This is a genomic window from Neptunomonas sp. (assembly GCF_041601355.1).
Classification (GTDB): Bacteria; Pseudomonadota; Gammaproteobacteria; order Pseudomonadales; family Balneatricaceae; genus Neptunomonas.
On the sequence record NZ_JBFIIH010000077.1, the window covers coordinates 1 to 20,399 of the forward strand.

18 protein-coding genes and 1 other RNA gene are annotated in these 20,399 nt (G+C 48.2%); 1 reads left to right on the forward strand and 18 read right to left on the reverse strand.

The features are described from left to right. From ftsA to rsmI, 18 genes are all read right to left on the reverse strand, one after another. A partial coding sequence (gene ftsA / locus ABY436_RS12630) for a cell division protein FtsA (RefSeq protein ID WP_372739320.1) occupies positions 1–465 on the reverse strand: 465 nt, incomplete at its 3' end. Between the two features lie 6 nt (positions 466–471). After that, positions 472–1,323 carry a cell division protein FtsQ/DivIB gene (locus tag ABY436_RS12635; RefSeq protein ID WP_372739321.1) on the reverse strand — a complete coding sequence of 284 codons (852 nt, stop codon included), beginning with the start codon at positions 1,321–1,323 and terminating at the stop codon, positions 472–474. 1 nt (position 1,324) lies between these two features. Continuing rightward, the gene (locus ABY436_RS12640) at positions 1,325–2,284 is read right to left on the reverse strand and encodes a D-alanine--D-alanine ligase (RefSeq protein ID WP_372739322.1); all 960 of its coding nucleotides are present in this window, start codon (positions 2,282–2,284) and stop codon (positions 1,325–1,327) included. Then, positions 2,281–3,726: a UDP-N-acetylmuramate--L-alanine ligase gene (murC, locus tag ABY436_RS12645; protein WP_372739323.1), complete on the reverse strand. Its 1,446-nt coding sequence runs from the start codon at positions 3,724–3,726 to the stop codon at positions 2,281–2,283. Before murC ends, ABY436_RS12640 begins: the two co-directional genes overlap by 4 nt. Next, positions 3,723–4,802 (reverse strand): undecaprenyldiphospho-muramoylpentapeptide beta-N-acetylglucosaminyltransferase, encoded by a 1,080-nt coding sequence (murG, locus tag ABY436_RS12650; protein ID WP_372739324.1) that lies wholly within the window; start codon positions 4,800–4,802, stop codon positions 3,723–3,725. Before murG ends, murC begins: the two co-directional genes overlap by 4 nt. Then, positions 4,789–6,063, reverse strand: a complete 1,275-nt coding sequence (ftsW, locus tag ABY436_RS12655; protein ID WP_372739337.1) for a putative lipid II flippase FtsW — start codon at positions 6,061–6,063, stop codon at positions 4,789–4,791. The genes murG and ftsW overlap by 14 nt, the downstream gene beginning before the upstream one ends. A gap of 80 nt (positions 6,064–6,143) precedes the next feature. Beyond that, the gene (gene murD, locus ABY436_RS12660) at positions 6,144–7,493 is read right to left on the reverse strand and encodes a UDP-N-acetylmuramoyl-L-alanine--D-glutamate ligase (RefSeq protein WP_372739325.1); all 1,350 of its coding nucleotides are present in this window, start codon (positions 7,491–7,493) and stop codon (positions 6,144–6,146) included. 87 nt (positions 7,494–7,580) lie between these two features. Continuing rightward, entirely contained in the window at positions 7,581–8,663 is a 1,083-nt protein-coding gene (gene mraY / locus ABY436_RS12665) for a phospho-N-acetylmuramoyl-pentapeptide-transferase (protein WP_372739326.1), read from the reverse strand. Positions 8,664–8,668: 5 nt separating this feature from the next. Beyond that, positions 8,669–10,108, reverse strand: coding sequence for a UDP-N-acetylmuramoyl-tripeptide--D-alanyl-D-alanine ligase (murF, locus tag ABY436_RS12670; protein ID WP_372739327.1), 1,440 nt, complete (start codon positions 10,106–10,108; stop codon positions 8,669–8,671). Then, entirely contained in the window at positions 10,105–11,745 is a 1,641-nt protein-coding gene (locus ABY436_RS12675; RefSeq protein ID WP_372739328.1) for a UDP-N-acetylmuramoyl-L-alanyl-D-glutamate--2,6-diaminopimelate ligase, read from the reverse strand. The genes murF and ABY436_RS12675 overlap by 4 nt, the downstream gene beginning before the upstream one ends. Beyond that, entirely contained in the window at positions 11,742–13,460 is a 1,719-nt protein-coding gene (locus tag ABY436_RS12680) for a peptidoglycan D,D-transpeptidase FtsI family protein (RefSeq protein ID WP_372739329.1), read from the reverse strand. The genes ABY436_RS12675 and ABY436_RS12680 overlap by 4 nt, the downstream gene beginning before the upstream one ends. Next, complete coding sequence (ftsL, locus tag ABY436_RS12685) at positions 13,450–13,797, reverse strand: cell division protein FtsL (RefSeq protein ID WP_372739330.1); 348 nt, start codon at positions 13,795–13,797, stop codon at positions 13,450–13,452. The genes ABY436_RS12680 and ftsL overlap by 11 nt, the downstream gene beginning before the upstream one ends. A 92-nt stretch (positions 13,798–13,889) precedes the next feature. Beyond that, positions 13,890–14,831: a 16S rRNA (cytosine(1402)-N(4))-methyltransferase RsmH gene (rsmH, locus tag ABY436_RS12690; protein WP_372739331.1), complete on the reverse strand. Its 942-nt coding sequence runs from the start codon at positions 14,829–14,831 to the stop codon at positions 13,890–13,892. A 44-nt stretch (positions 14,832–14,875) separates the two neighbouring features. Further along, positions 14,876–15,328, reverse strand: a complete 453-nt coding sequence (mraZ, locus tag ABY436_RS12695) for a division/cell wall cluster transcriptional repressor MraZ (RefSeq protein WP_372739332.1) — start codon at positions 15,326–15,328, stop codon at positions 14,876–14,878. A gap of 418 nt (positions 15,329–15,746) precedes the next feature. After that, positions 15,747–17,006 carry a surface lipoprotein assembly modifier gene (locus ABY436_RS12700; protein ID WP_372739333.1) on the reverse strand — a complete coding sequence of 420 codons (1,260 nt, stop codon included), beginning with the start codon at positions 17,004–17,006 and terminating at the stop codon, positions 15,747–15,749. A gap of 15 nt (positions 17,007–17,021) precedes the next feature. Further along, positions 17,022–17,921: a transferrin-binding protein-like solute binding protein gene (locus ABY436_RS12705; protein ID WP_372739334.1), complete on the reverse strand. Its 900-nt coding sequence runs from the start codon at positions 17,919–17,921 to the stop codon at positions 17,022–17,024. A 542-nt stretch (positions 17,922–18,463) separates the two neighbouring features. Next, positions 18,464–18,852: RNase P RNA component class A (rnpB, locus tag ABY436_RS12710), an RNA gene on the reverse strand. Positions 18,853–18,888: 36 nt separating this feature from the next. Continuing rightward, complete coding sequence (rsmI, locus tag ABY436_RS12715) at positions 18,889–19,725, reverse strand: 16S rRNA (cytidine(1402)-2'-O)-methyltransferase (protein WP_372739335.1); 837 nt, start codon at positions 19,723–19,725, stop codon at positions 18,889–18,891. Positions 19,726–19,758: 33 nt separating this feature from the next. On the opposite strand from rsmI, the gene ABY436_RS12720 reads away from it, so the two are divergent. Continuing rightward, a partial coding sequence (locus tag ABY436_RS12720; protein ID WP_372739336.1) for a penicillin-binding protein activator occupies positions 19,759–20,399 on the forward strand: 641 nt, incomplete at its 3' end.

The window sequence follows — 20,399 nt, forward strand, 5'->3', positions numbered from 1 at the left end:
CACTTTGGCTTCTAAACGCACACCGGACATACCCAGCGGTTCTTTAATGCCTTCCTGGTTATCAATCAGGTATTCCTGCGGCAGGATGTGCAGAATTTTCTGATCAGCAGGAATAGCCACCGCACTGGCGGCATCGATAACACGCTCCAGGTCATGATCCATTACTTCACGATCACGGACAGCGACAATGCCATGTGAGTTCAGACTGCTGATATGGCTCCCCGCAATGCCAACGGTAACAGAGTGAATCTTGCAACCTGCCATCAATTCAGCTTCTTCAACGGCACGCTGAATCGATCCGACCGTCGATTCAATATTGATCACGACCCCGCGCTTCAGACCCCGCGACGGATGCGAGCCGATACCGACAACCTCGATATGGCCATCCGGCATAACTTCGGCTACCAGACACACCACTTTGGAGGTGCCGATATCCAGTGCGACGATCATGTTATCATCTGACATACTTTCTTAACCCGCCTCAACCTGTTCTTCATGCTTACGCCACTTCACAGCAACACCATTGGTATAACGAATATCTACTTTCTCTATCTGCTCAGCACGTGGCGCTAACTCTTTTTGATATACATGTAAAAAGCGCTGTAACCTTTCCCGCAACTGCTCTCTCCCGACGATCACTTCTATTCCGTTATCCAGAACAAGAGACCACGCGCCTCTTGCCTCCATTGAGAGTCCTGTCATTTTAACATCAGCGCCTTGAAATAACCGACTCAAATCATGATATTGCGCCATCAATTGTTGCGTCTGGGTCGCCGGACCATTTAAAACAGGTAAAGATAAATACCCTTGTGTCGACTCAGGCCAAAAAATATCCCCCTGATGATTAAGCAAACCTTTACCGCCCCAGCGAGCAACCGGTATTTGCTCATCAATCGTCACCTCAACAGCCGGTGGCCAGTCTCGTTTTATTTTTGCACCATGCACCCAAGGGTCGTCCAGAATCGTTTCACGCAAACCCGCAATATCAACATTCATTAACGGTGCATTGATACCTGCCGCGAGCTTTTCTGCCAATACGCGTTTATTAAGGTACTTTGTATCTCCAATAATTCTGACTTCAGCAATCGGCTTATCTAACCACATCACCGCCTGCGAATAGCCGCTGAGCATCAGACTGCAAAAAATCAAAAAAGCAGTCAGTATCAATAATGGGCGCCAGTATCCTTCAGTCTCTTTTTTGCTCTGCTCTTCAGAACCTTTTTGAGGTTTTTTATCAGAGCCTTTTTCAGACGCAGCATCAGCCACCAGGGGCGGCAGTGCCGACTGATCAAACACTCTGAGCTTCTGAAGTCCGGCAGCCATCTCACTGCGCCTCTTGCAAAATTTCAACAACGAGCTGTTCAAAACTCAAGCCTGCTTGCCTTGCAGCCATCGGCACCAAACTATGATCCGTCATACCCGGCGTGGTGTTCACTTCCAGCAGATAGAAATTACCCGCAGCGTCCTGCATCACGTCAACCCGACCCCAGCCTTTGCAGCCTATGGCAGCAAACGCCTGTTCTGATAACCTGAGCAATTCCTCGCCTTTTTCTGCGCTTAACGTATCATCGAACAAGTAGCGGGTATCATTCGCCTGGTACTTGGCATCGTAATCGTAAAAATCATGCGGCGTTTCCAACCGAATCGCCGGTAATGCATCGTTTTTCAGAATAGCGACCGTAAACTCAGAGCCGGTAATCCATTTCTCTGCGATTACGCATTGATCATAGCCACTGGCATCCGCCCAAGCTGATGCTAAGTCAGCTGCACTGTTCACCTTGTGCATGCCGATACTGGAACCTTCATGGGCAGGTTTGATCATCAAAGGAAAGCCAAGTTCCTGCGCGCACGCTAATAAATCACTTTCAGCACGTAGGACTTTAAAAGGCGGAGTAGGAAGCCCCGCACCAACAAACAACTGTTTACTGCGCAACTTATCCATGCCTAACGCTGACGCTTCAACACCACTGCCTGTATAGGGAATCTGCATCATCTCCAGTAAGCCCTGAATGGTTCCATCTTCGCCACCACGGCCATGCAGAATCAGAAATGCACAATCCATCTGTTCCTGCTGTATCTGCTGCACTGGGTTCAGTTCACCCTGTGGACCATAAAGATCCAGAAGAAAAGCATTGACCCCCGCTGCGCATAAGGCTTTATGCACCGCTGTGCCGCTGTTCAGTGACACAGCTCGCTCAGCAGAATTGCCACCATAAATAACCGCCACCCGGCCAAATGCTTTTGATTGCTGCTCACTTATCCGGTCACTCATGCGCTCACTCATGCTTTATCCCCTGACAGGTCAATTCCGGAAAGCTGATGAGCCAGCGCGGTAATATTTCCGGCGCCCTGTGTAAGTAACAGATCGCCCGGGCGCAGCAGATTACGTAACACCTCAGGCACTTCGTCGGCCGTTTTCACATAGACAGGCTCAACATTACCGCGTTGGCGGATACTGCGGCACAAACTACGACTATCGGCACCGGCAATCGGTTCTTCACCTGCCGCATAAACTTCCATCAACATTAAGACATCCACATCCGACAATACCTGTACAAAGTCTTCATACAGATCACGGGTACGTGTATAGCGGTGCGGCTGATTAATCATCACCAGGCGGCGATCCGGCCAACCGGCCTTCACCGCTTTAATCGTCGCTTCCACTTCACGCGGGTGATGTCCGTAGTCATCAACCAGCATTACCGTTCCACCAGCAATACTAATATCATCCAACACCTGAAAACGACGCCCTACACCCGAAAACTTCTCTAAAGCGGCAGCGATAGCCTTGCCATCAATACCTTCATCAGTAGCAACCGCAATGGTAGCCAATGCATTTAGTACGTTATGCTCACCCGGCATATTCAAGGTGATATCCAGATCAGCATGCGCTTCCGGACGCTTAACAGTGAAACGAGTATGCATTCCCGATTGACTAATGTTGACTGCCCGATAATCGGCATCTTCATTCAGACCATACGTCACAACAGGGCGACTGATTTCCGGCAATATTTCACGCACCACTGCATCATCAGTGCATAAAACAGCTAAACCATAAAACGGCAAATTATGCAGAAATTCGACAAATGTTTTTTTCAATACATTAAAGTCGCCGCCATAGGTGTCCATATGATCAGCATCAATATTCGTGACGATCGAAACCATCGGCTGCAAATGCAAAAATGATGCATCGCTTTCGTCCGCTTCTGCTATCAGATAGCGACTGGCGCCCATGCGCGCGTTGGTTCCTGCGCTGTTGAGCCGTCCGCCAATCACAAATGTCGGATCCAGTTCCGCTTCAGCAAATACGGATGCCAGCAAACTGGTTGTCGTCGTTTTCCCATGCGTTCCGGCAACCGCCACACCATGACGGTAACGCATCAACTCAGCCAGCATTTCAGCGCGACGCACTACAGGAATACGCGCTTCACGCGCCGCTTTTACTTCAGGGTTGGTGTCGTTTACTGCACTGGAAATAACAACAACATCAACGCCCTGAATATTTTCAGAGGCATGACCTATATGAATAATGGCCCCCATACCGACCAAACGATCAGTGGTAACCGATGCCCGAATATCTGAACCCGAAATCTGATATCCCTGATTACATAACACCTCAGCAATACCGCACATACCGACGCCGCCGATACCGACAAAATGAATAGTACGGATACGGCGCATCTCCGGCACTTCATAAACGGTTGGGGCTTGTGATACAGGACTCATTTCATGCTCTCCAGACAGATTTTCGCTACGTGCTTGCTGGCACCTGGCTTAGCAACACTGCGTGCCTTTAATGCCATGCCAGCGAGTAAGCCACGATCAGTCTTATTACGTAAAATTCCGACGAGATCATCACTCTTCAAATCGGCCTGCTGAATAATCCATGCAGCACCTGCTTGTTCAAGATAGCGGGCATTACCCGTCTGATGATCATCGACAGCAAAAGGAAAAGGAATGAGCAATGCAGGAACTCCTGCAATGGCCAACTCACTCACGGTTAATGCACCCGAACGACAGATAACCAAATCGGCCCAGCCATACGCTTCATCCATGTGCTCAATAAACGCATCTACACGAGCACTGACGTTGAGTCTGTTATAGGTCTGTTGTGTCGCTTCAAAATTTTGTTTACCCGCCTGATGCCAAACATTCGGGCGCTCATCAACAGCCATCTGCGCCAGCGCTTGCGGGACGAGTTCATTAATTGCTTTGGCACCGAGACTTCCGCCAACAATCAGCAAATTAATCGCCCCACTGCGCTGATCATAACGCTGCTGCGGTTCGGGCAGTTCCAGGATCGCACCGCGTACCGGGTTGCCTGTCTGTTCTACTTTTAACGCTGAACCAAACGCTCCGGGAAAAGCCACCAGAATACGTTGAGCCAATTTTGCTGATATCCGGTTAGTCATACCGGCGACGGCATTCTGCTCATGGATCACCAGAGGAACGCCCAGCAAACGAGCGGCAACAGCACCCGGGCCTGAAGCAAAGCCTCCCATACCCAACACCACATCAGGCTTAACAGCGCGCACAACTTTAACGGCCTGCCAAATAGCTTTGAGCAACTTAAAGGGCGCTAACAGCAAACTCAGGCGCCCTTTACCCCGTAATCCCTGAACATCAATAGTGTGCAGCGTAATGTCTGCATTGGGGACAACCGTGGACTCAATGCCTATTTGTGTGCCCATCCAATGTATGCATACACCCTCTTCTTGCAGGCAGTGCGCTGTCGCCAGCGCCGGGAACACATGCCCACCGGTACCACCCGCCATAATCAACGCCGTTTTATGCTTTTTCATTCACCCTCCCTTTTGATAGTTCATGAGGAGATAGCTCATCAGAGAGCTCATGAAGGGATTCTGACTTAGTGTCGTTAGCAATCCTGAGTTTTGGCTTTTTGGACGGTCGCTTTGACGATTCCTTGAGTGATTTCTGAGGGTCTACTTCGGACGCCTGGTTATAACGGAGTGTCTTTAATTCAAAATCTATGCGCATTACAATTGAAATCATCACCGCACACACCAACAAACTACTGCCACCATAACTCAACAACGGCAACGTCAGCCCTTTAGTAGGTAAAGCGCCAACATTCACACCGATATTGATCAACGCCTGTGCCGCGAATATCAAGCCAAATCCATAGGCGATATAACCCATAAAAAACTGTTGCTGCTTCTCGGCCTGACGCCCGATCAAAAAAATACGACCGATCATGATGACATATAAAATCACCACCATCAGGGCACCGATCAAACCAAACTCTTCCGCCAGAACGGAATATACAAAGTCCGTATGTGCTTCAGGCAGATAAAATAATTTCTGCACACTGTTACCCAGGCCTGTACCAAACCACTCACCTCGTCCAAACGCAATTTGCGCTTGTGATAACTGATAACCACTACCGAAAGGATCAGCCCATGGGTCCTGAAACGACTTCAATCGAGCCATCCTGTAAGGCTGAGCAATCGCCATCATTCCAACAAGGCCAATAGCACACACCAGTACCATGATGAACTGCCCAAAACGCATGCCACCGAGAAATATCATCCCCATGACAGTACCCATGAGGACCACCGCCGCACCGTAATCGGGTTCAAGCAACAGCAAAAATACAAAAAAAGCCAGCGGAAGCACCGGTTTAACCACACCACCCCAGCTGGTTCTCACTTCTGACAAGCGTCTCACCAAATAACCGCCGACATAAATCACCATACAAAATTTAGCGACCTCCGATGCCTGCAGATTCAATGGCCCCAGACTTATCCAGCGACTACTCCCGTTGACTTCGCGACCAATACCCGGAATGAGTACCAAGACCAGAAACACAAAACCAATACCCAATAACACCGGCCCATACTGTTCCCACTTATTAATGGGAATTCGTACTGCAATAATGGATGCCACTATGGCCAGTAGAATAAAAAAACCATGACGCTGTGCAAAAAAGAAAGGGCCACCAAACTTCTGAGCAGCCACATCCATAGATGCGGAGGTAATCATGACAAAACCCGTCAGAACCAAAGCTGCTGCAGTACCTGCTAACCACGGGTCAAAAGGCATCACTCCCTGCTGAGGAAAAGACAACCAGCCAGACTGTTTTACCGAACTGATTGTATTCGCAGGCGTAGTCACAGACGTACTCATAGCGCCTCCACCAGTGCCACAAACTGATGGCCACGATCAGCGTAATTTTTGAACATATCAATGCTCGCACAGGCGGGCGATAACAACACAATGTCACCTTTTAGCGCTGATTCAACGGCACACTGCACAGCGCTTTCTAATGAAGAAAGCGACATCGTTTCTGCCGGAGAAAGCGTTCGGCGAATTTTTTCTGCATCCTGACCTATCAGGATAACCTTACGCACAAAGCGATTGACCGGTGCGATCAAATCATCAAAATCCGCACCTTTACCATCACCACCAGCGATCAGTACAATACGCTGTTCGTTAGCAAGCGTAGCCCCCAAGCCATCTAACGCAGCGACGGTTGCACCAACATTGGTACCTTTAGAGTCATTATAAAAATCCAGCCCTTTTTTATTCGCTACCCACTGGCATCGATGCTCCAGCCCCGCGAAGCTTTTCAGTGTTTGCAACATCGCCGACAGTGGAATATCAACCGCGCTACCTAGCGCCAGGGACGCCAGTGCATTCGCTACATTATGACGACCCGGCATTTTGATCTCACGGCTGGGCAGCAGCTTTTCGTGCCCCAGTGCTAACCACTCAACGCCGTCCTCTTCGATCAAGCCAAAGATTTTCAAATCAGGCTTACCCAGACGATAACCCCACAAAGGAACATTTTTAGGTAATAGTGGGTGTGTCAACGCATCATCGCGGTTTTCAACGGCCGCTTTACAACCACGGAAAATCCGATGTTTAGCCTGATAATAGCCCTGCATCCCGTCATAGCGATCCAGATGATCCGGGCTGACATTCAGCACGGTAGCAACCTGTGCGCGTAAATCATGGACGGTTTCCAACTGAAAACTGGACAGTTCCAACACATACAGTGACTGCTCTCCCGCTTCCAGCATATCCAGTACAGGCGTTCCTAAATTCCCCCCGACACCCACATCAATGCCCGCGGTTTTAGCCATCTCGCCCACCAGTGTCGTGACGGTACTTTTTGCATTAGAGCCGGTAATAGCAACGATAGGAGCGCTTACTTCCCGACAGAACAGGTCTATATCACCAATCAGTGCGACACCGCTGGCAACCGCTGCTTTAATCGCTGCCAGTTGCTGCGATACACCAGGACTGAGCACCAATTCACTGGCCTGCTTCAGATAGTCTTCATCCAGTTCGCCTAAGTGCAACCCGACTCCGGGAAACTCCGCTTTAATCTGCGCCAGACCAGGCGGATTAGTGCGCGTATCAGCCAAATCGAAACGCTGCCCTTTTTTCGCCAGATAACGCGCACAAGACAGCCCGGTTTGCCCTAAACCGATGACTATCTTTAACTGATCTGACGTAATCAATGACATTTTTCTTCCTGTTTACTTAACTTTCTTACTTACTGCATTAAACTTGTTGGTAAACACTATTGATAAAAAAGTGTTAATAAAAGATTTTTAACGCAATTTGAGTGTGGCTAAGCCAACTAACACCAAAATAACCGTTATGATCCAAAAACGCACAATCACCCGGGGTTCTGGCCAACCTTTTAATTCAAAATGATGATGTATGGGCGCCATGCGAAATATTCGCCGCCCTGTTAACTTATAAGAAGCAACCTGCAAAATCACAGAGACGGTCTCCATCACAAAGACTCCCCCCATAATCACAAGCACCAACTCCTGACGCACGACAACCGCGACAACACCCAACGCAGCGCCCAATGCTAATGCGCCCACATCGCCCATAAATACCTGAGCGGGATAGGTGTTAAACCACAGGAACCCCAAACCTGCGCCGACAATAGCACCACAAAAAACGATCAGCTCACCGGAACCCGCTATATAAGGAATATGCAGATAATCTGCAAAACGAATATGACCACTCAGGTAAGCAAAAACAGCTAAAGCCCCTGCCACCATTACCGTTGGCATGATAGCCAAACCATCCAAGCCATCGGTTAAGTTAACGGCATTAGACGTACCGACAATCACAAAATAGGTAAATACAATAAAGAAGATCCCCATATCGAGAGCGACATCTTTAAAAAGAGGAACAATCAACTGTGTTTCTGCAGGGCTCTGCGCCGTAAAATACAACACTGATGCCGCACCTAAACCGCCGACTGACTGCCACAAATACTTCCAACGCGCCGGTAAACCGCGTGAATTTTTCTCGACCACTTTACGCCAATCATCAACCCAACCAACGGCGCCAAAAATCAGTGTTACAATCAACACAATCCAGACATAGCGATTGGAAAGGTCCGCCCATAGTAAAGTACTGATGGCGATCGAAAGAATAATCAATGCACCACCCATAGTGGGTGTGCCTGCTTTGCTCAAATGAGATTGTGGCCCATCATTACGCACTGATTGGCCGATCTGTTTTGCTTTCAAATAACAGATCAGTTTCGGGCCTATAAACAAGGAGATGGCGAGCGCGGTCAACACACCCATTATGCCTCGCAGTGTTAAATACTTAAAAACGGCTATAGCAGAAAAAAAATCTGAAAGGTAATCGGCCAGAATTAACAGCATCGTCCTTACACCTCTTGTGTTAATAGAGTTACGATTTTGTCCATCCCGGCACTGCGGGAACCTTTCACTAAAACAACCATATCTGAGTTAAGCTGCGGAAGAATCGCCGCTACCAAGCTCTGCTGATCGGAAAAATGCTGCGCTTTCAGAGCAACTCGTTGAGCATCGCCCGCGTCTATCATAGATACCTGAGCAGCTTGGTAGCCTTCAACGGCTGCTTTACTCAAAGGTCCGACTGCTAATAACTGGTCTATCTTTTGCTCCGCTGCAAACTGCCCAACATCACGATGCATCTGCTCTGCATCCAAACCTAGTTCGCCCATATCACCCAATACCAAAACCCGTTCACCTTGTAATTCATGTAACGCCTGAATAGCCGCCTTAACGGAACCCGGATTAGCATTATAACTATCATCAATAACACGCCCGCCAGCGACACCCGGCAAACTGCACATCCGTCCTTTCACCGCCTGGAACCGCTCCAGCCCTGTCACAGCCACTGCTAACGGCATCCCCGCCGCTATAATTAAGGCAGCCGCTGCCAATGCATTCATTACATTGTGGCGCCCCATCACCTTAAGATGGACACGCTCAGATGTGTCAGCATGCAACAGCGTAAATGCATAACAACCATTCGCTTGCAACTGCAGATCAGACGCCCTCACATCAGCGCTTGGTGCATTTACAGCAAATGTAATCACTCTTGTGACCACGCCTTTATTGCGGATACGCTCAAGCCACTGTTGGGCATGCAGGTCATCCAGATTAACCACCGCACACCCCTGCGCCGTTAAACCATCGTAAATTTCGCCTTTAGCTTTTACGACGCCCTGTAGTGAACCAAAACCCTCAAGATGCGCCCCCATGGCATTGTTAACAAGCGCAATATCAGGATGAGCCAAACCCGCAGAGTAGCCAATTTCGTTAGGTCCGCTGGCCCCCATCTCGATCACTGCATATTTATCCTCTGCAGAGAGCCTCAACAGTGTCAAAGGCACACCGATATCGTTGTTCAGGTTACCTTGAGTAGCCAAAACCTGATCTTTACCGGCAAGAGCTGTAAGAATTTCTGCCAGCATCTCTTTCACAGTGGTTTTGCCACTACTACCGGTGATGGCAAATAAGAGTCCCTTAAAAAAGCGGCGATTATATTCTGCAATTTTACCTAAAGCGATACGTGTATCGGCCACAATCAGTTGAGGAACATCTAAAGCCAACTGATGATCAACCACCAGCGCGACAGCACCAGCATTGATTGCCTGTTCAGCAAAGTCATGCGCATCAAAACGCTCACCTTTAAGCGCTACAAACAGATCACCTGGCTGAATGGATCGGGTATCCGTATTCACACGGGAAAAAACAACATCCTGATGACACAATCTTGCATCCTGATCATAAGAGCATGCATCCAGCAGCTCACTGAGATGAATATTGTGTTTCATCATGCTGATTTTCTCCCCATCCATTTGTCGGCTATCTCTTTATCACTAAATGGATATTTAACGCCCATAATGTCCTGATAATCCTCATGCCCTTTGCCTGCAATCAAAATAAGGTCATCCGGCCCTGCCATTTGAATGGCACGACTAATCGCTGCTTCACGCTCAGGTAGCACAACCACCTGATCTGTCGCGGCAAAGCCCTGCATGATCATATTGATAATAGCGTCAGGATCTTCGGTGCGCGGATTATCACTTGTCACCACAATCTTGTCTGCCAATTGTTCAGCGATAGCCGCCATTTCAGCTCTTTTTCCTGTATCGCGATCACCACCACAACCAAACACAACCCATAACTGATTCAGGCAATGCTTGCGGGCAGCTAACAACGCCTTTTCCAACGCATCCGGCGTATGTGCATAATCGATCACAACAGCGGGGCAGCCTTGCCGATGCAGACATTGCATGCGTCCGGGAACCGCCGACACTTGCGCCATCGCCATTTCGATCTGAGCAGAAGGTATGTTCAGTTGATGCAGCACAGACACGACTAATAACAAATTAGAGATATTAAAATCGCCAACAACCGGCGCGTCAAAATGAATATCCGCATCCGGCAGACGTAAATCTAACGCGACGCCTTCAGGGCTTAGCAGCGCACTTTTTACAACGATGTCCGCTTGTTGCGAACCACTCAGCTGATTACTGTTACTACTAATCTGAGCACTGTGACTACTAACCCGGGCACTGTAACTACAAAAGGGTTGACTGTTTGCACGTAATTGCTCTGCCAGAGTGCGGCCTAACTCATCATCCGCATTCAGGACGATACGCCGGTTAACATCACTGACAAACTCACACTCAACATCAACAGCATCTGATGATCCGGTATGCGATGATTCGCTTTCTGAAGGGATAAACAGCTGTGATTTGGCCGCTGCATAGGCATCCATCGAACCGTGATAATCTAAATGATCACGACTAAGATTCGTCAACGCAACCACATCAAACCCGACACCCGCAACGCGCCCCTGATCCAACGCATGCGAGCTGACTTCCATCACCACAGCTTTAGCACCCTGCGCATAAAAGTCTGCCAGCATCCGCTGCAAACTAATCGCATCAGGGGTCGTGTGAGTCGCAGTATTCAGTGCGCCAGGAAAACCGTTTCCGACCGTGCCCAGCAGCGCTGTCTTTTGCCCTAAAGCAGCCAGGGCCTGAGCGATATAGTGCGCGCATGATGTTTTACCGTTGGTGCCGGTCACACCGATAATCGTCATCTTTTTGCTCGGACTATCCCACATCAGCGACGCATAAACGCCGGCTTTTTTTGCCAAATTATCAACTTGATAAACCGGAATCGAAAACAACCCAAGTTTATCCGTCTGCGTCGTTTGACGTTCAACCACGGCGGCCACCGCACCCGCTGTCGCCGCCGCCTCAATAAAATCAATCCCACGATGGCTGATACCATCGCGCGCAACAAACAGGTCACCGGCCTGCACCGACCGGCTATCAGATGAAATCCCTGTAACGATCACATCATCAGCTATTTCATGCCCGGCCTGAATACCCAACAACTGTTGCACAGATACAGGGATGGGGAGTGATGCAGGCTGCGATTTAAGAAAAGGCGTTATCATTTCATCACCACCGTTTCCGTTGGCTTCTGCGGCCACTGGTCTGGAGCGACATTCAACAAACGCAGTGCATTACTTGAAATACGTGAAAATACCGGTGCAGCAACTTCCCCACCGTAGTACTCCTGCCCTTTAGGATTGTTAACCATAACCACAATCACAAAACGCGGGTCGGACACCGGAACGATGCCAGAAAAAACCGAGATATACTTATCATCCGCGTAACCACCCCGGGTACTCTTATGCACCGTGCCAGTTTTACCCGCCACCCGGTAGCCATAAACAGCAGCACGACGTCCGGTACCGCCTTTTTGCGTCACCGTTTCCATCATCCCGAGGACATTTTTAGCGACACCCTTAGGCATGACCCGCGCCCCCTTAGCTGGCCCGTCAAGCTTTACCAGACTCACAGGTAAAGCCAGACCACCATTCGCCAACGGCAAATAAGCCTGCGCAAGCTGCAAAGGTGTGACTGATAAACCATAGCCATATGACATCGTCGCGCGCTCAACTACCCGTTTAGCAGGATAATAAGGCAAACTTCCATTACGCTCCCCCGGAAAACCGGTACCAGAAGACTGCCCCAGGCCAACATTATGAAACAAATTGCGCACCGCATCTTCGTGTAAACTTAACGCGATCTTGGTCGCACCAACGTTACTTGATTTAGTAATAATTGAGGTCAGATCCAGCTTGCCATAATTGCGGTGATCACGGATCGTGCTTCTACGAATTCTGATATAGCCCGGCGAGGTATCGATGACTGAGTCCATCGTGTATTTGCCGCTCATTAATGCTGCTGCAATGGTTAAAGGCTTCATGGTTGAACCCGGCTCAAACAGATCAGTCACCGCCCGGTTGCGCAGCCCGGGCACATCAATTTTGCTGCGATCATTCGGGTTATAGGAAGGCTGATTGACCATGACTAAAACCTCACCGGTATTAGCATCCAGCACCACAGCAGAAGCAGAGTCAGCTTTATGCGACTGCACCACAGCTTTCAATTCACGGTAAGCCATATACTGCAGTCGCAGATCGATGCTCAGCTGTATATCCTGCCCTGGCTTCGCTTCTTCTATCGACTTAATATGCTTGATAGTGCGCCCCAAACGATCTTGCATGACTAACTTGCGCCCGGTCTCACCACTTAACCATTCGTTATAGGCCAGCTCCATCCCTTCCTGACCCGCTCCCTCAATACCGGTAAAACCCACCAGATGAGTCGACACTTCGCCAGCAGGGTAATAACGCTTGTACTCTACATCAACATGTACACCCGGCACTTTCAGCGTTTCAATCTGCCTGGCCAGCTCCGGTGTTACCTGTCGTTTCAGATAGATAAACTGACGACTGCTATCCTTTTCAAGACGAGCAACCAGGTCGCTCCGCTTCATATTAAGCAAAGAAGCCAACCTCACTAATCCCTGATGATGCGTATCAGCCTTACTCGGATCAGCCCAAATAGTGGCGACAGGCGCACTCACCGCCAATGGCTCACCATTACGATCGGTAATCACTCCGCGGTGCGCCGGCGTTAGCATAGTCCTTAAGCTACGGGCATCTCCCTGGTCCTGTAAAAAAGCCTGATCAAGTGTATATAAAGACACTAATTTGCTAACGATACCGCCCGCAACAGCGAGCAACAGCACACCCACCAACAGCAAACGCCAGCTACGCCCGGCAGACTCGACAATTGAGATGTCGTTATTATCGCTCATACTGAACAATCTCTATCATGCCCGGTTGCGGCGTCATCATATCAAGCTGTTTTCGGGCCACCTGCTCAACGCGGTTATTAGTCCCCAAGGCGCTTTGTTCGAGCAGTAATTGTCCCCACTCCACCTGGAAATCATCCCATTGGGTGATAAGATTTTGCTGCTGATTAAATAGCAGCCGGTACTGGAATGCAGAATATGTCACAGCTAAAGCACTACAAACGATAAATACCACCAAGACAGCAATAACAAAAACCGGACGAACCAGCGCCTCAGCACCAAGAACAGGCTGTGTGTCATCCTCTCTGTTTCTGATCAACCATGCAGGCTTGCTAAACACTGTTGGTACCTTTTATTACGTTTCATTGCGTTATGTTTATGTCACATTCTCACAGTCGTAAGCTACTTATTGCACTATAGCCAAGTGCCGCACTAGGCTATTTTTGTAGCAATACGCATGACAGCACTACGTGAGCGTGGGTTTTCATCCACCTCAGTTGCACTGGCTTTTACCATTTTCCCTACCGCTTTTAAGCGCTGTTTCAACATGTCACTGGTCACCGGAATACTCATCGGCAAATGGTCATCGCCCTTCACATGCTTACGAATAAAGCGCTTCACTATACGGTCTTCTAATGAATGAAAGCTGATAATCACCAAACGCCCACCGACCTTTAATGAGTCAAGCGATTGATCCAGACATTTTTCCAGATCTTCCAATTCACGATTGATATGTATGCGAAATGCCTGAAAAGCCCGGGTCGCAGGATGCTTGCCCTTTTCCCAAGACGGGTTGGCGTCAGAAATAATTTTTGCCAGTTGCGCCGTTGTCTCTATTGGCGCGATAGCCCGTGCTTCAACAACCGCTTTTGCCATGCGGCGACCATGACGGTCTTCACCATAGGTGTAGATTACATCCGCGATCTCATCTTGCGAGGCACGCATAATCCACTGCGCAACACTTTCGCCAGACGTGGTATCCATGCGCATATCCAACGGACCGTCATGCTGAAAACTAAAGCCACGCATCGGATCATCCAACTGCGGGGAACTCACACCCAGATCCAGCAAAACACCATCGACCTGACCAAACATGCCGCGCTCAGTTACAAACTCCTGCAACCGCGAAAATGAACCATGTGCGATATCAAAACGCGCATCGTCAGCAAAGCGCGCATGTGCACACGCGATCGCTTCAAGATCTTTATCAATCGCCATCAACCGGCCTGTAGGTGACAGCTGATTCAAAACCAAAGCAGAGTGACCGCCTCGGCCAAACGTACCATCGACGTAAAACCCATCAGGGTTCTGCACCAGTGCAGCCACGGCTTCATCAAGTAATACGGTAATATGCTGTAGCGATTCAGTACTCACAGAAAAATCCTGTATAAATAGTTAGAGGGGTGTCAAAGCCTCAGTTAAAGTGACAAATTGAGCAGTGCATCCGGCAACTGCTCAGCTTCGACTTCCTGCAAGTATCTGTCACGAGTAGAGTTCCAGTTATCCTCGTCCCAAATTTCAAACTTCCGCCCCTGGCCCAGCAAAATGGTCTTTTTACCCAGCCCTGCATAATCACGTAACAATGCAGGAATCAACAAGCGCCCATGGCTATCCATATCCAGATCTGCAGCATGCCCGATAATTAACCGCTGCAGGCGGCGTGTAACAGAGTTGAGGCTGGGTAATGCATTAATTTTTTCTTCAATGATTGTCCATTCATCAATGGGATAGAGAAGCAAGCAGCGCTCTTCGGTATCAATCGTCATCACCAGATGTCCGGCACACTGAACCGAGATCATATCCCGGTAGCGGGCTGGAATAGCCATACGGCCCTTCGCATCCAGATTGACCTGATTAACACCACGAAACATCACCTATCCACCAAAATTCATCATAAAAACCCACTTTTATCCACAATTACCCACTACCTACACTATAGAAACTACCCTTGTTTTTTGCAAGTGTGGAGAAGCGGCGACAAGCAGCTAAAAGCACGGAAAATAAGCATAAAATTGGAGAAGATTAAGACACAATTAATCGACATCTTATAAAGCCCTTACAATTCAGTCGATTAATCACAGACAGGACAGCACACTAAACTTGTGGATACCTTTTTGAGTAAGGAAGAAAAACCAGAGATAACATCAGAAATGCCCGAAAACAGCCGAACTATTACTCAAAACAAATAAAATAAGAAACCAAAAAAGTTTATCTTTAATTCGAAGGGTAATTAAGCGTGGGAGAACTCAGACCAAGACTTATGTGGCATTTTAACAAAAAACGCCACTTTTAGTAACTTTCTTTAAAACTAAAAACCAAGCTAACTTTATCGTATTCAAAAAACGCCAGAGAGGAGTCATTTTTTTCATATGTCACACCCACTTCGGGTTTATATCCGTAGGCGTTAATCTTTTTATGACTCAATAAGAAACCAAGCTTCTGATTAGTATCACGTCGTCGTTCACCGAAAAACGGATCAACATCTGCATATAAGCGTACACCCAATGCAGCAGAAAGATTTACTCCCCAATCACTGACAGGCAGATCAAGCCCCAAAGATAAAACACCTTCGTCATAAGAATAGGGATCTTCCCGGGCAATTGATTTTTCAACGGTTACACCTCCATCAAGAAAAATACCGTTCTTCAATGGACTGGTAAAAACGCTAGCTACCCTATAGACATCCGCATCAAGGTGGGAAGCCCCGTCAACCTGTAGTTTACCCACCCTCATTTCATGACGAAAGCTAAATTGATCCACAATGCTTGGCGTATAAAAAACACTCAGGTAAGAAAAGTCATACTGCTTTTTCCCATTTTTTCCTGAGTACTCCACACCCGCTTTCGCTTTGATTTTTGGCAACAGTTCAAATGACGAAATAATCCCTATACCCGCGACCAAACGATCAAACTCGCTTCCTGCAAAATCGGTAAACGAAACATTCAATAGCGCCTGCGTGCGCGCATCAGCCGATACAGGCAAGCCGCTATTCATATTCAAACGCAGCCCTTTTACTTCACGGTCACCCAACGGCTGAACCACTTTAAATGTTTGCCCGGCAATATTAACTTCTTCATTTGAGGTGAAGTTTTCAGGATTTGAATCACTGATAAACGAAATATCAAATTTCACATAGCCAATATCATTATCTATTTGGTTAAGATATAAACGTATATTCTGCTTCACTGCCCAAGGGACATCTTGCTCAAAAAGCACTTCCTGAAATAGAGCTTTAGCGGCGTTGAATTGGCGATCCAGGAATAAAGCCCGCGCCAGCTCAAGCTTAACTCTCGGACTGTCTGTTCGCTTCAACATCTCATAAAATATAATGATCGAAGCCTTATAATCCCGCTGCTCCAGAGTAAGCATCCCCATCACAAAAAGCTTTTGAAAAGAATCCTGAAGAGAGCCCTGCAGAAAGCCAGGTAGAGAATCCTGTAGCGCAGGAGAGCCCTGCTGAGATGCCTGTTTAGCCGGGGAGGCAGCGTCAGACGCCTGAGAATACTGTCCCATCGCCAATAACAATGGAACAGTACTTAGAAGTGACAAAAGTTTCATCATCGATTATTGAGTGGCACCAAACCCGCCTATATAGTACTCAACCCCCGTGCCTTGAAGATCAAACACACCACCAAGCTCCTCTGCGTTTGGCCCATAAAAAGCCCCAGTCGCCGACCCCGTCATACCGGCACCGGGTGCCGCCACAGCTCCACTGAATGAATTAACACCCGGGCTATAAGTCAGCGTACCCGACATATTTAAATCAGGGGCAACCGAAGTTACAACACCATTGCTCAAATTATATAACTTGCTGGCACTGGTGGTGAAAGCAAGCGAGCGTGCAGAAAAATCAGAGGCAACAGAAACTACACCCTCCACAAAACTGGCGACTCCAGCCTCATTCGTATAAGCCCCGAGTAACTTACCTGTAAATATTGGTTTACCAACGACTGGCACCGCAGGCCCGTCTGTTTTATAACCGGCGCTGACCGCCCCAACAATCCCTGCCCCCAACCCAAAGCCCGTCCTCCAGGCACCAAATGTTTGATAATCCCACTCACCGGATAACACCGCAGCAAAAGTGCTGGCACTATCTTCAAAGACAGTTTGCCTGGGGTAATTAGTGACTGGCTTAAAAGTATCACCACTGGCCGCATCCCATGTGAGCGTTGAATTAGGCGTAGTAATGATCAACTTCTTCAGGATTTTATTGTCAAAAACCAGCTCAGCGGTTGATGTTTTAACGATACCGATATCCGTAGTAGATGTGGCAAAGTTACCGGCAGATGTATAGTCAACCTCTGCAGAAATAGCATCCAACACCACTGAATTATTCACACCCAGTATGGGAAAGCCCCCCGGCCCGGACGTTTTAACAGAGGAGCTCCCTCCACCACCACAGCCCACAAGCAGCAAAGAAGTCGCGAATACGCTTAACGGGATAAATAGTTGCTTCTTGTTCATACACTGCCCCTAAAAATTATCAAACGCACTTTCATGGCGAAAAATAAAATTTGTAAGATATTGCAAATCATGAAAACTGAAAACGCCCGTATGCTAAAACACCACTTTTAACAGGAAAGGCAGCCAATTCATTTTAGTCATCAAAACTTATGTGAATTATTGATATACCCCAGCTAACTCAAATTTATCTCATATTTGATCAGATAATACACAGAAATGCCTCATTTTTGTTTAAGTTTCATACAATAAAAAGCAAAAGATATGATGTACAAAATGCCTCGCGACTTAGCCGATATAAGGCGCATACGATTTAGTATAGCCGACTATCATTTATCAGCGACAAACAAGACAACGAATATTTCTTCGTGAAAAAGTGTGCCAGAAACAGATAAAGAGGATGCTCCGGCCCCATCAAACAATGAAGCTTGAAAAAGGAGGCTGTAAAGAAACGGATCTGAAAAACGAGAATTGGAAAAAGAGGCTTGGAAAGGAAGCTTGAAAAAAAGCTGTGAAAACAGAAATCACATAAAGAAGGTAGAAAAATTAAGAGTTCGCCTATAAGCCGGGTTTTGTAATAGACAGTCATTCATCTGGGACGCACATCACTATACGCCTCAAGCAACCTACCCGGATCCGGTGCGGGTCACACCTATACGGATCCCTATTTGGTCTTGCTCCGAGTGGGGTTTACCATGCCGTGGAATGTTGCCACCCACGCGGTGCGCTCTTACCGCACCCTTTCACCCTTACCGTTATCCGAAGATACTAGATCTAAAGATACTTAGGCGGTCTGCTCTCTGCTGCACTTTCCGTCGGCTTACACCGCCCAGACGTTATCTGGCACTCTACCCTGTGGAGCCCGGACTTTCCTCCCTCTCACTGGCTTACAACAAGTGCAAACAAGCAAGACAGCGACTGTCCGGCGAACTCTTGGGCGCAAGGATACCAACAATCAGACGAGAAGCAACTACTTACGCGACAAAGCCTCCTGGTAAAGTGCATTCTTCTTCTCTCCGGTGATTTTTGCCGCTAATGCAGCCGCCTGTTTCACCGGTAACTCTTCTAACAAAATACCGAGTACTTTAAGCGCCTCAACGGAGAGTCCCTCTTCCTCCTGAACTTCAACCCCCTGAATTAATACAACAAATTCACCTTTTTGCTGATTAGCATCCTGCTTCACCCATTCCAACACAGCCTCCACCCTGTCACCATGAATCGTTTCAAACGTTTTGGTGAGTTCACGCGCCAACACCACATAACGATCGGCACCCAAGACTTCGATCATATCCTGCAAAGAGTCGAGAATCCGATGCGTCGATTCGTAATAAATAACGGTGCGGGTTTCAGCAAGAATCTGAGATAGCTTCTGCTGGCGTCCGGAGCGCTTAGCCGGCAAAAAACCCTCAAACATAAAACGGTCAGTGGGCAGACCGGAGGCACACATCGCGGCAATAACAGCACAACACCCCGGTACAGGCACAACTTTATAACCCGCTTCGCGCACACCGCGCACAACGATAAAGCCGGGATCTGATATTAAAGGCGTTCCTGCATCAGAAATCAGTGCAATACTGTCGCCAGCAGCCAATTTATCCAGTATTGTCTGCAGTCGTTGACGCTCATTATGATCATGCACTGAAATCATTGGTGTTTTAATGTTAAAGTGCGCCATTAAACGACCACTGTGTCGTGTATCTTCAGCTGCGATCAAGGCGACGGACTGTAAAACGTCCACCGCACGGGGTGTTAAATCTCCAAGATTGCCGATAGGCGTGGCTACAACATAAAAAACCGCGTCAGACATAATTTTTCCATCCATCATCAGGGTGATAAGTATATGATGATTTTGAAACGCCTGTCTCTAACTGTTGCCTTAAGCAGCCTTATTGCTGGCTGCGCAATGCCACCGACGTCACCACTAACCGTGAGAGATAGCCAGTCAACGACGGCTTATCAGGAAGCAGATATCGACTCACTGCTGGCTCAGGCACGTCAGTCAATGCCTATACGCGCAGCCGAACTCAGAGTACAGGCCGCGCAATTACTCATTGCACAGGGTGATACCGAGCGCGCAACACAAATCCTCGACGATATTGATACGTCCATATTACCTCCCGGTTTGCAATTCGCTGTCATCAGACTGCAAACCCAGCAGGCACTGGACAACAACGATGCTGAGCAAGCACTTGGTTATCTTGCCTATATGCCATCACTCAGCACCCTGCCCGAAGATGATGCCTTACTATCAGAACACCTCTTTGCCGAAGCATACAACCTCAGCGGGCAATCGCTGGAAGAAGCAAAAATTCTGATCGAGAGTACCGACTACATTCAGGATCCGGCCGAGCTACAACGATTGCACGACCGCATCTGGCAAGCACTGCAGTCAAGCACTGATGAAAACCTCTATATAGCCCTGCAGCAACCGAATAACAGCTACGTACTGCAAGGCTGGCTCGAACTGGCACAAGCCGCACG